General features: G+C 51.6%; 10 protein-coding genes. 3 read left to right on the plus strand and 7 right to left on the minus strand.

The genetic code is table 11. The annotated features are described in order from the left end of the window. Positions 1-389 precede the first annotated feature (389 nt). Positions 390-2,378 carry a DUF4034 domain-containing protein gene (locus tag UC14_RS14595; RefSeq protein ID WP_112197968.1) on the minus strand — a complete coding sequence of 663 codons (1,989 nt, stop codon included), beginning with the start codon at positions 2,376-2,378 and terminating at the stop codon, positions 390-392. A 773-nt stretch (positions 2,379-3,151) separates the two neighbouring features. Here UC14_RS14595 and ompC point away from each other — a divergent pair. Beyond that, positions 3,152-4,279, plus strand: a complete 1,128-nt coding sequence (gene ompC, locus UC14_RS14600) for a porin OmpC (RefSeq protein ID WP_013574627.1) — start codon at positions 3,152-3,154, stop codon at positions 4,277-4,279. Positions 4,280-4,380: 101 nt separating this feature from the next. Here ompC and UC14_RS14605 read toward each other — a convergent pair whose 3' ends face one another. After that, entirely contained in the window at positions 4,381-4,767 is a 387-nt protein-coding gene (locus UC14_RS14605) for a helix-turn-helix domain-containing protein (protein WP_013574628.1), read from the minus strand. A 165-nt stretch (positions 4,768-4,932) separates the two neighbouring features. Between UC14_RS14605 and UC14_RS14610 the strand changes: the two genes are divergently transcribed. Further along, a complete protein-coding gene (locus UC14_RS14610) occupies positions 4,933-5,235 on the plus strand; it encodes a hypothetical protein (protein ID WP_015689534.1) in 303 nt (100 codons plus the stop codon). A gap of 60 nt (positions 5,236-5,295) precedes the next feature. Here UC14_RS14610 and UC14_RS14615 read toward each other — a convergent pair whose 3' ends face one another. The 5 genes from UC14_RS14615 to UC14_RS14635 form a co-directional block, all read right to left on the minus strand. Next, a complete protein-coding gene (locus tag UC14_RS14615) occupies positions 5,296-7,068 on the minus strand; it encodes a penicillin-binding transpeptidase domain-containing protein (protein WP_013574629.1) in 1,773 nt (590 codons plus the stop codon). A 219-nt stretch (positions 7,069-7,287) separates the two neighbouring features. Then, entirely contained in the window at positions 7,288-7,530 is a 243-nt protein-coding gene (locus tag UC14_RS14620; protein ID WP_013574630.1) for a DinI family protein, read from the minus strand. A gap of 74 nt (positions 7,531-7,604) precedes the next feature. Next, complete coding sequence (locus UC14_RS14625; protein ID WP_013574631.1) at positions 7,605-8,570, minus strand: glutathione S-transferase family protein; 966 nt, start codon at positions 8,568-8,570, stop codon at positions 7,605-7,607. 194 nt (positions 8,571-8,764) lie between these two features. Then, positions 8,765-10,546, minus strand: a complete 1,782-nt coding sequence (gene yejM / locus UC14_RS14630) for an LPS biosynthesis-modulating metalloenzyme YejM (protein WP_013574632.1) — start codon at positions 10,544-10,546, stop codon at positions 8,765-8,767. A gap of 24 nt (positions 10,547-10,570) precedes the next feature. After that, positions 10,571-10,798 (minus strand): YejL family protein, encoded by a 228-nt coding sequence (locus UC14_RS14635; RefSeq protein ID WP_015696497.1) that lies wholly within the window; start codon positions 10,796-10,798, stop codon positions 10,571-10,573. A 322-nt stretch (positions 10,799-11,120) separates the two neighbouring features. On the opposite strand from UC14_RS14635, the gene yejK reads away from it, so the two are divergent. Beyond that, positions 11,121-12,125, plus strand: a complete 1,005-nt coding sequence (gene yejK, locus UC14_RS14640) for a nucleoid-associated protein YejK (RefSeq protein ID WP_013574634.1) — start codon at positions 11,121-11,123, stop codon at positions 12,123-12,125. Positions 12,126-12,149 lie beyond the last annotated feature (24 nt).

The following is a 12,149-nucleotide window of genomic DNA, read 5'->3' on the forward strand; positions in this document are numbered from 1 at the left end:
TAAAACCCCCTCCCAACCTCCCCCCTTCGCAGGGGGAGGAGGAAAGATAAAAACATTCTGTCGTTGAATTTAAGATCGTGCGGGCGATTCAGAAATCTTGCTGAACGGAGCGGCTTCGAGACCTGTGGCTCGAAGACCGAGAGAAGGCACCGCAAAGCGGCAAGATTTCCAGCCTGTCTCTGCGGCAACTGAAACATAGCCAGCACGCGATAGCGCTTGTTGAAAAGCGAAGGGAGATCCAAGAGGGAAAAAGCACTTTTCCCTCTTGGTCGGTTTCGGCGCGAAAGGCTCTGCGATAACAGTTATTGAGAAACCGAAATATTCCCGATCAAGCCTCCACGGCCAGTGAAAATCCAAAATTTGCACCTTTATAAAAGGGGGGCAAGCCGCTATTGCAGCGGCTCCTGCAATCTAAACCCGGCGATAGGATCTTCAATCTCAGTCTTGCGCTTGTCCTGCCACAAATTCATCCTCGCCCGCAGCGAGCCGCTGAGTTCATCGTGAACCTGCTTCGCCGCCTCAGATTCCGGGTTCAGCTCGAGCACGAATTCCATAAATTTATCCGCGATATAACGGTTTTTCTTCACGCCGGTACCGGTCAGCCAGGCCATGCCAAGGGTATAAGCGGCTTCGGCGCGATCCGGGTGTGCGGCGTTATGCAGAATTTCCGGCAGCCAGACTTCTGCTGCCTGACGTTTCTCGGCATCGGAGCCATTATCCAGCGCGCAACTGGCGCGATAGTAGGCGGCGGACAGGTGCCCGGCGTCTATCGCGCGCTGATACCACTGCATCGCCTGTTCATAATCCGGTTCGCCGCTCAGCCCGTCGCGCAGCGCGTTAGCGCAGGTAAACATAGCCGGAACCATGCCAGAGCGGGCGGCGCTGAGCACACAATCCATCGCATTACTGTCATTGTGATAATGCTCAGGCACATCATGGTGCCAGCCGTTGCGGTAGAAGAAATACAGCTCGTAGCAGTGAATGGCACTGCCGTGGCGCGCCATGCCGGTCATCAGAAAATGAGCGGCATCGATGTCGTCATTGATTGCCATATCATGCGCCAGCGTGACCAGATCGCTGACCGGTTGTTCATCCCCCGATTGCTGGATAAGCGACCATGCGTGTTCCATCAGCCCTTCACTTAACTCTGGCCGGGCTGGCAGTCCGTACAATCCGAATTGCAGCGCCGTCGCCGCAAACGCGACCAGCACCGGATCATTCGCCTGGCTCAGGCCGCGGGTCAGTAACTGAGTGAGTACCGGCAAACCTTCTTCATGACCGTTTGCCAGCACGGCGCGGGAAATAAACATGCGGGCAGAATGGCCCGGCATCGCCTGCGGTGAAACGGTGAACAATGCGTCATAAACGGTCAGGCCGGCCTGATCATCATCCTGCCAGTAAGCGGTACAAATGCCGGCGAGATCCAGCAGGCGGATGCGGGTTTCAGGCGTGAGGGGCTGAGCCAGTAAAGTCGCCAAACGCTGCTGGAGTTCCTGCGCCCGCGGTGATTCCCGTTCTGCAATATCGCCGGATAGCGCATCGCACAGCGCGTTCGCACGAAACTGGTTACGTTCTTCATCGCTGAATTCCGCACACAGCGGGCTGTCGATAATCAGCATCTGTTGCTCGTCGCTGCCGCCCCAGAACGCGGAATGGAATAACAGGTAGGATTCCATCGTGCCGACGTCGGCGTGACGCACGGACATCGCCATGCGCAGCCAGTAATCCAGCGCTTCTTCACCGGTTTTTCGGGTTTGCTGTAACGCGGCAGGTAACATTTGCGGCCAGTGTGTGGCAGGTTCGAACCCGAGGGCGTGGATATGCGCCACCCCGGCTTGCCAGATTTCACTGTCCTGAATCGAAAACTTCTCATGCAGGGGCTTGGGGATTTCGCCAGCGAAAAGAGATTTCAGCCAGTAAGGCTCACCGAAACCCCCGCTGAGATTCATCAGATGGCGGAACGCATGAGTCGGGCGCGGGTGTAATTCGATGGCGCGTAAAAACGCCAGCACGGCGTAATCGCAACACAACTGGGCACCGAGCCACTGGTGATCTTCAATTTCATTTTCGCCCTGAGACTGGCGGATCAACCAGGCATTTTCATGCCAGACCATGCCCAGCAATACGTGAGCGTGGTAGCTCTGCGGGCATTGCTGCGCCCAGTCACTGAGAACTTCCAGCGGATTAAGTGCAGGCGATTCCGTACCGGTAAACAGAGTGGCCGGATGCATCAGCAGGCCGTAATCGCTTTGGCCTTCGCCCTGATTCTGCCAGCCACGCATCAGTGACAACAGCCACTCGTCGAGTTTTAGAAAACGGCGGGTTGCCAGAAGCATTCTGGCTTTGGATATGTTGTCTAGCTGATCCTGTTGTGGCATGAGGTTCCCTGAACGGTTGAATAAAGAAGCTGTTGCGTGGCACCGCAGTTTATCGGTCTTCCCGGCGGTGATCAGCGGGATTGGTCTGACTTTGGCTATAGTAACGGATCTGAAGTGTCGCTGACCAACAAAGCCTCTCCACAATATCGATTAATAATTTTCCGAAAATACCTTATTAATTTAATGGATTAGATATCGAATATTAAGAAAATCGAAATTCAAAAGATGGAGATAATGTGAAGTAATTATGGAGAAATACAGTCAGCGGGCGCGATATAATCAATGATGAATATCACAGAGTGATATTATATCTTTGTAAATCAAAAAAACCGGCCACAAAGGGCCGGCTGTTGTTTCCACAAAACGGGGAATGAGGGTAATTGAATAACAAATAATGATGATAGCGAGAGAGAGTATATATTATTGCTGAATGTATGATTTATCACTTAGTGCGGTAACGGGTTTAATTAATTAATTGATATATATCATTTTTTAATTAAATTAGCTTTGCGTGCTTTATTTTAACAAAAATAAACAGACGTAAATTTACGCAAAATTAATATATTGTTACATATTCTAATATATACGTAATGTCTTCACTAATTTCGTATCATTTTCTTTCTGGATTAAAAGAATCTATATCATGAGAATGGAACTGCCATGTCGGGCCAACATTTATACAGATACAAAAAACGTTATGCAGATTTAAAGCGGTAAAAAAAACTGTACTTTACATTTAGTGGCACGGTCCGACACCTATCGAGGACAAAAAAATGAAAATCCGTGTTCTTTCACTCATGATCCCTGCTTTAGTGGTGGCGGGATCAGCAAGTGCGGCAGAAGTTTATAATAAAGATGGTAATAAACTGGACCTGTACGGTTTAGTGGATGGCTTGCACTACTTCTCTAACGACAAAGGTTCTGATGGCGATCAGAGCTACATCCGCCTTGGTTTCAAAGGCGAAACCCAGATTACTGATCAACTGACGGGTTACGGCCAATGGGAATATCAGGTTCAGGCTAATCAGGCTGAAAGCTCTGATGACGGTGACCGCGCATTTACCCGTTATGGTTTTGCAGGTCTGAAATTTGGCGACATGGGTTCATTCGACTACGGTCGTAACAACGGCGTGATGTATGACGTTGCCGCCTGGACCGACATGCAGCCTGAGTTCGATGGTTCCACTTATGGTGCTGACCAGTTCCTTTATCAGCGTACCAACGGCGTGGCAACTTACCGCAACGACAATTTCTTTGGTCTGGTCGATGGCCTGCACTTTGCCCTGCAATATCAGGGTAAAAACGACAGCGGCGGCGGCGAACCAGGTACCCGTGATGTGCTGACACAGAACGGCGACGGTTACGGTATGTCGCTGAGCTACGATATTGGCGCGGGCGTCAGCGTAGCGGGTGCCTTCTTCAACTCTGACCGTACTGACGAGCAGAACTCTGCACCGGGTATCATGGGCGACGGTAAAAAAGCCGAAGGTTACACCGGTGGTCTGAAATATGACGCGAATAACGTCTATCTGGCTGCGATGTTTACCCAGGCTTACAACGCTTCCCGCTTCGGTTCCACCGATTCAGAAGCTTACGGTTATGCTAACGAATCCCAGGCATTTGAAGCCTATGCAAGTTATCAGTTCGATTTCGGTTTGCGTCCGTTCGTAGCTTATAACCAAACCCGCGGTAAAGATTTAGGTTCAGACCGTCTGGGTAATAACTACCAGGATCAGGATCTGGTTAAATTTGTTGACCTCGGTGCGACTTACTACTTCAACAAAAACATGTCAGCCTACGTTGACTATAAAATTAACCTGATCGACAGCAGCACCTTCACCGACAACGCTGGCATCAATACCGATGACGTGACGGCGGTAGGTCTGGTGTATCAGTTCTAAGCGTGCCTTTCTCAGACACAGAATAGCGCTTAGCAGTAAAGAATAAGCAGTAAAAGAACGCGGCCTCTGATGGCCGCGTTTTTTGTGGGTTTCTGACAGCTTCAGGCAGATTTCTGATGGATGAGATGCAGCGGGGGAGAGACATCAAGTTTGATGTCAGGGTTCTGGCGGAATTCATGTGGCGTTATGTTGAAACGCTTGCGGAACATGTAGGTGAAATGCGATTGCGAACCAAAACCGAAATCCATAGCAATGTCAAAAATCGGGGTTTCACTGCTGCTCAGCTGATAAACAGCACTCGCCAGACGGCGTTCCCTGATGTACTTCCCCAGAGAAATGCCTGTCGATTCTTTGAACAGTTTTTGCATGTGCCAGAGCGAATAGCCTGAATACTCAGCCAGTTCTTCAAGATGGATCACACGACCAAGATGGCCTTCAATCCATTTGCTGAGTGCGCAGACGATAGCGATATGAATGTCTTGAGCCATAACCAGTCTGTATTAAGGTTGAATATCGCTATTATACACGAGTTCGCCAGGTTGGCGTGGCAGCTGTTGCTCAGAGATGTTCAGGGGTTGGGCAGACAATAATAGCCCGGTGGGCAGGACTGTAATGACAGCCGCGCGGGCCATGTTTTAACGTAACAGGATCCAGTGGATCAAACGGGCGATGCCATCGTCCACCACGACTATCCCGACGAGAATAAGAACAATCAAAACCACAAAGTTCTTACCGGTTGGCAAAATGATGTCTCCCTTTATCCCTTTTCAGGGAACGGAACTCAGTTACCAGGGGCTGCTGCCCTGCATATTCAGTGCAATCACACCCAGACAAACCGCAACAAAGATCAAAAATACGATAAGAAGCCGTTTCATTCTTTTTTTACAGAGCCTGCGCTCTTCCTCCACAGTGAGTCAGCCAGCAATTTCTTTAGCCACAAACACTGCGAACGTTAACCGCTTATTTCTGCGAGATCCAGTCTGTCAGAAATTTTTAATCTTTTTGCTCGCGTTTGATTAACCGTCTGTGGCCGGGCGACGTACCAGATCGGTTTTCTGCCCGCCATTAATCACCGTCGTTGGTGGCGTTTCCGGCACCAGCGCATCCGGCGCAATGTTCATGTGGTTAAGGATTTCGCCCATAATCTGCCCGAAAATCGGGCCTGCAACCGAACCACCGAAGTGCTTGCCCGCTTGCGGATTATTGACCATCACCACCAGTGCAACACGCGGATTACTGGCAGGCGCAACACCGGCAGTGTAGTTGATGTAACCGCCGTCGTATTTGCCACTGGCTCCCATTTTTTCCGCCGTACCGGTTTTAATCGCCAGACGGTATCCCGGCACCGCAGCGCTGAGGCCGGAGCCGCCGGGCAGGGCGTCACTTTCCATCATATGAATCACGGTTCTGACCACGTCAGCCGACATCACACGGGTGCCAAGCACCGGCGGCGTGACTTTGGTTATCGACAGCGGTCGGTAAATACCTTCGGCACCAATCGTGGCGTATTCACGGGCGATTTGCAGTGGCGTGACGCGCAGGCCGTAGCCAAAGGAGAAGGTAGCGCGCTCGATATCAGCCCAGCGGTCACGGTGGAGCGGGAAATAACCACTGCTTTCGCCACCGATACCCAGATCTGTCGGTTTGCCCAAACCAAAGGACTGATAAAGCTGAACCAGTACACTGGCAGGCATCGCCAGCGCAATGTGCGACACCGCAATGTCACTGGATTTTTGCAAGATACCGGTGATGGTCAGCGCTGGCCAATGACCAACGTCGCGGATCAGGTGGCCGTTAACGGTATACGGATGGGTATCGAGAACGGAATCCGGACGGATCATATGGCGGTTCAGACCCGCCATCACCACCAGCGGTTTGACCGTCGAACCCGGTTCGAAACTGTCGCTGATCGCCACATTTCGCATGTCTTTTGCCTGAACACCGGCATAGTTATTGGGATTATAGGACGGATAGGACGCCATCCCTAAAATCTCACCGGTATTCACATCCACCAGAACAGCAGCACCGGATTCAGCCTGGTTAAGCGTAACGCCATCGCGCAGCCGCGAGTACAAAACGTACTGCATAAAACTGTCGATACTCAGGTTGATGGTTGGCGGCTGTTGTGGCGCGACTTCTTTCAGGATGCCGATCACATTGCCATGGCGATCCTGACGGTATTCGCGCATGCCCGGTTTGCCCTGCAGCAGAGCATTAAAGCCTTTTTCAACGCCTGTCAGACCTTCGTTATCTGTCCCGACGACGCCGACCAGATTTGCTGCGGCTTCACTCATCGGGTAATAACGGCTGTCATCGAGCTGACTGCTGATGCCGCCGAGGTGCAGCTGGCTGATATCTGCGGCGATGCCTTCTTCTATTTTGCGGCCGAGATAGACGAAGCGGCGTTGAGGATCACTGGTGATGGTTTGCTGGAGCTGCGAAAGTGGCATATTCAGCGCGGAAGCCAGATATTGCCACTTCGGACTGTTCAGGTCGCTGTGCAATTCCAGCACACGGAACGGATCGGCGATAATGTCTTTTGAGGCGACGCTCAGCGCCAGCGGATGGCCGTTACGATCAACAATAGTGCCGCGCCCGGCAGGGATGACAGTGGAACGCAACGAGCGGGAGTCGGCTTCTTTTTCCAGCATTGGCTGGTTGAGCAATTGCAGGTAGCCCACCCGGCCGAGCAGAAGCGCCAGGCAACAGACAATACCGAGACAAATCAGCGCAAAGCGCTTGGTGTAGAAATTAGGTTGGGCGCTGGATTTTTTTAGGCTCGGTGGCATGGCGGTTTCGCAAAGTCATTGGCGCGTGTGAAGCGAAAAGCGAAGGTGCGGGAACAATGTACCGGATGAAATCACCCAGGTCTGTACCTCATTATGTGCAACTCATCGCTCTGATTGATAATGAATTTCGTATAACCCGCACATCTTATATTAAGCCATAGCGATGGATTGTTTATTTCAATTGCTCTTTGTAAGTAAGTGCAACGGCAAGGTGGATTTTTACTCCACAGCGAGCCACTCGTCGGCTTCTTCGAACATTTCCTCTAACATTTGATTTAACTGCGAACGTTCCTGCTTGCTGGCACCGTGGGTATTCAGCCCGTTAGCCTGCATCGGTTTTACTTTTACTTCCGCGTCAGGAAACAGACGGTGTACCCGTTTAACCAGTTCCGCTTCAATCTTTTCACTGGCATTGGGGATGCCGGAGACATTCCGTTTGTCAAAAATCAGTTCGACCCGCATAACTTTCCTCATAAAAGACAGGGAGAAATAACTGTTGAAATATACAGTCTTATTTGTGCGGGTCCAAGTGATTTTTAGTCTGTTCTCTGCATAACGCCGCGCCCGATGAGACGCTGACGATCGTGAGGGCGGCGCAGATCAAGCTGCGGACCTGCCGGAACGATACCTGTCGGATTCAGCCATAAAATACCGTAGTAACCTTGTTTGATATGCGCCAGGTTTACCGTGTCGCTGACCCCCGGCCACTGATAGAGTTCACGCAAATAATTTGAAAGATTTCGATAGTCTTCAATACGGCGAATATTACATTTGAAGGCACCGTGATACGCGCTGTCGAAACGCACCAGAGTGACGAACAGACGCCAGTCGGCTTCGGTAATATATTCACCGGCCATGTACCGGTGGGTGTTTAAATGCGCCTCAAGGGTATCGAGCGTGCCGAACAGTTGGGTCACGGCGGCGTTATAGCTTGCCTGAGTCTTCGCAAAGCCTGTCTTGTACACACCGTTGTTGACGTCGTGATAAATCACTTCATTCCAGCGGTCGATGTCTTCGCGCAGGGCAGCAGGATAAAAGTTATCCCGATTTCCGGTCAGTGCATCAAACGTATGGTTAAGAATGCGGATAATGTCAGCCGATTCATTATTGATGATACGTCCTTCGCGACGGTCCCACAGTACGGGCACGGATACTTTGCCGGTATAGTGTGCATCGCTGGCGGTATAGAGCTGATGGATGTAACGCACCTGCTCAATCTTTTCGCCTGCATCCTGCGGCGTGTCGAACGTCCAGCCATTTTCACCAATCACCGGCTGAGCAACGGATACCTGAATGAATTTTTCCAGCCCTTTCAGATGGCGGAAAATTAATGTACGCGAGGCCCACGGACACAAATAAGAGACGAAAAGCTGATACCGTCCGGCTTCCGGCTCAAGATGTGTCTGGCGAAAGGCAGTTTCCTCACGATGAAATGCCCCGTTTTTTATTTCTTCTTTCGCGACGTCGCCGCTTACCCATTTTCCGTTGACCAGTCCCGCCACGATGGTTGCACTCCGCTCATTTTTTTAGAAAGTTATCAGAATATAGGGTCCACCGTAACGGTTTCAGGCTGCGCTATAAACGACATTATTTTCAAGAAGAAGGTCAAATAATTTGATAGGGAAAAATAGGCGTGGCCCCAATAAAAAAGCCAACCGGTCAGGGTTGGCTTTCATCTTTGCGCTAACGGCGAATGTCAGTTTGCCAGGAAGCGTTTTTCATCTGTCAGCACCTGAAGCAGCAAGCCAAGCTCGGGTTTCTGATCTTTAATCCGCTTGCCGTTAATGTCAAAAGCGCGGTAATCCCCGTTATTTTCCAGTTCCAGCGTCTGGTCCGGGGTGGTGATCACCAGCGTACCGTCGTCGCTGGTCGTGACCCAGTTATGACGACGCTTCGCAGCGAACAAATCTTCGCCCTGCGAGTAATCCGCCGGGGCCGTAGTGACGTGCAACAGGCGCTGCATCAGCGTGGTCATCACATCGGCATGATCCGTCAGCTTATCGATATTCTGCGCCGGTGTGCCCGGCCAGTGAATGATCAGCGGAACCTGCAACTGGCGGCGGTTCATCGAGTTACCTGACCCCCAGGTGCCATTCTCGTTGAATTCAATACCGTGTGAGGCGGTAATGACCACCACAGTTTTCTCCAGCTCTCCGCGGTCTTTTAACGATTGCAGGATGGCCTTGATTTGATCATCCACGCCCAGTGCACCGTTCTGATAGCGACGAATAAAGGTGTTACCGGTTGGCACACTGGCCCCGTCCTGACGCAATGCACTGCTGATGCCGTTCAGGTTCACGTAGGAGAACCACGGTCCGTTGCCAAGGCCATTCAGCCATTGTTGCCATTGATAAACGGTTTGCTGGTCAGTCTGTTTGACTGGCGGCGGCAAGGTGAAATCGGTCAGTAATGCCTGGCGATACAGCGGGCTGTTAAAACCGTCTGAGGCAAATAAACCAAATTCGTAACCTTGTTGCTCCAGCGATGTCACCAGCGCAGAAGGTTTACGCGCCGCCAGAATCCCCTGCATATAGCTTGGCGAAATCCCGTAGAACAGGCCGAACTGCCCGGTGTCATTACGGTTTCCGGAACTGAAATGCTGATCAAAACGAATGTTATGTTTGGCAAAATCACTCAGTGCTGGCATGTCTTTATCCAGCGTGGCGGTATGGACACCGTCGAGTACCACCATCAGCAAATTATACTTCGACCCGGTTTTCGCGAAGCTGAGGGTATTCAGCGGATATTCCACTGCCAGCGCTTCAGGGTTGCCTTGTTCGATCAGCCGTTTCTGGTATTCACCGGCATTCAGCAAGCCGTGTTTTTCAAGGAATTTGCGCGCCGTCATCGGATACGACAGCGGAAGATTCGCGCGCTGCATGGTGATCGGGCGATAGAAGTTGGCATCCGCCCAGATGTACATCAGATGCGAAGCAAAGAAACTGGCAATGAACAGCACGACAATCGGCTTAGCAAAATTACGGCGGTTCAGGCTGCGCAGCTTTTGCCACGCCCAGGTACCGAACAGCATTTCGAGCAGGAATATCACCGGCACAGCAATAAACATCAGCTGCCAGTCGCGGGCCATCTCGCCCTGAACGGGATTGACCACCAGTTCCCACACAACCGGATTAATATGCAGGTGGAAACGGGTAAAGACTTCGGTATCGACCAGGAGCAGGGTCAGCCCGGCAGTAGCCAGAATAGCGGATAAGAACCGCAGCAGGCGTTGTGACATCACCACGAAGGTGAGCGGGAAGATGATCAGTAAATATGCCGAGAAACCGATAAAACTGAAATGCCCAAGCCAGCTGACCAGCGCGTAAATACGCCCCTGCAATGAAGAAGGCCAGTCAGAAACAAACAGGTAGCGGCTGCCGATCCCAAGAATGAGCAGGATATTAAACAGGGCGAACCAGTGGCCCCAGCTGATCATCTGGGATACTTTTTCGCGATAGCGCTGACGATTTGTCACCATGAGAGGGTTTGGGCAAGTTGTGAATTAATGGGCTTTATCTTCTCTTATCGACGCTTGCAACGCTTTCGCAAAGGACTGCGACAAGGCTTTGCGCTGTGCAGGAGCGACGCTGGTATTAATAAGGTTTGTCACCATATTGCCCAGAACCATCAGAGACAGGTCTGTCGGGGCGCGGTGTTTTTCCAGAACTGTCGCCAGCTCGGAAAGGAGCTGTTCAACGTGTTCGTCACTGTAACGGGATGATTGTGCCATAGAGTATTGTGCTTCTTGATCCGACAAAGTCCAATATCTTAGCGTATCACGCCTCTGTTTTCCGCATTTTTATAACCCCTTCACACTTCGGGTTGCAGATGCGTTGACTGCACTCAGTCACCCGAATCACTTACCGGCGTAAGCTCATCGGGATTTCTTCGTTTGCCGCCTTCCTGCAACACGAATTATTTTGGGTTTTTTCTCGCATCAAACTCTTATTTCTAAGGCATGAGCGGTTGCGGCTTTGACGCTTCGGTGTTTGAATACGCCCCGCAGACAAACCCTTCTTACACGGCTGCAATTCTTACAGGAGAAAATCCCCATGAGTCTGGATCTCGAGCAGATCGCTCTGCACCAGTTGAACAAACGTGATGAGCAAACGCTGGATGTTGTGCTGCGTGATACGCTTCTGACGCCCAATGCTGCCGTTGATGAAATGATGGCAGAACTGCACCGCGTCTACAGTGCAAAAAGCAAAGCGTACGGTCTGTTCAATGAAGACAGCGAGCTGGCAGTCGCATTACGCAGTTGCCGCAAAGGGGACGACGATTTCCTGTCATTCAGCCGCGCTGCCACTGGCCGTCTGCGTGACGAACTGGCGAAATACCCGTTTGCCGAAGGCGGCGTGGTGCTTTTCTGTCATTACCGCTTCCTGGCAGTCGAATATTTACTGGTTGCCGTGCTGAACAGCCGCAGCAGTATGCGCGTCAATGAACAGCTGGATGTCAGCAGCATTCATTATCTCGACATCAATCATGCGGATATTGTGGCGCGTATTGATCTGACGGAATGGGAAACCAATCCGGAATCGACCCGTTACCTCACCTTCCTGAAAGGCCGGGTAGGGCGCAAAGTCTCTGACTTCTTTATGGATTTCCTCGGCGCATCCGAAGGTCTGGATACCAAGGCGCAGAACCGTGGCCTGCTGCAGGCGGTTGATGATTTCTGTACCGAAGCGCAGCTCGATAAAAACGAGCGTCAGAACTACCGTCAGCAGGTTTATACCTACTGCAACGAGCAACTGCAGGCGGGCGAGGAGATCGCGCTGGATGATCTGTCCGAAGAACTGCCGCCGTGGAATGACAAGAAATTTAAAGAATTTACCCAGGAGCAGGGCTATCAGCTGGAAGAAACCTTCCCGGCCGACCGCAGCACCTTGCGTCAGCTGACCAAATTCGCCGGCAGCGGCGGCGGTCTGAGCATCAACTTCGATGCCATGCTGATGGGCGAACGCATTTTCTGGGATCCGGCCACGGATACCCTGACCATCAAAGGCACACCGCCGAATTTGCGGGATCAATTGCAGCGCAAAGCGGGCAATAAATAATCGCACCCTCCCCTGCGAAGGGGA

The sequence above is a fragment of the Rahnella sp. NRRL B-41462 genome (assembly GCF_003263525.1).
GTDB classification, from domain to species: domain Bacteria; phylum Pseudomonadota; class Gammaproteobacteria; order Enterobacterales; family Enterobacteriaceae; genus Rahnella; species Rahnella aceris.

Coding starts and splice junctions, on each gene's coding strand:
- UC14_RS14635 (WP_015696497.1), bottom strand. CDS start 10,798: ATGGCACAATCATCCCGTTACAGTGACGAACACGTTGAACAGCTCCTT.
- yejK (WP_013574634.1), top strand. CDS start 11,121: ATGAGTCTGGATCTCGAGCAGATCGCTCTGCACCAGTTGAACAAACGT.
- UC14_RS14620 (WP_013574630.1), bottom strand. CDS start 7,530: ATGCGGGTCGAACTGATTTTTGACAAACGGAATGTCTCCGGCATCCCC.
- ompC (WP_013574627.1), top strand. CDS start 3,152: ATGAAAATCCGTGTTCTTTCACTCATGATCCCTGCTTTAGTGGTGGCG.
- UC14_RS14595 (WP_112197968.1), bottom strand. CDS start 2,378: ATGCCACAACAGGATCAGCTAGACAACATATCCAAAGCCAGAATGCTT.
- yejM (WP_013574632.1), bottom strand. CDS start 10,546: ATGGTGACAAATCGTCAGCGCTATCGCGAAAAAGTATCCCAGATGATC.
- UC14_RS14605 (WP_013574628.1), bottom strand. CDS start 4,767: ATGGCTCAAGACATTCATATCGCTATCGTCTGCGCACTCAGCAAATGG.
- UC14_RS14615 (WP_013574629.1), bottom strand. CDS start 7,068: ATGCCACCGAGCCTAAAAAAATCCAGCGCCCAACCTAATTTCTACACC.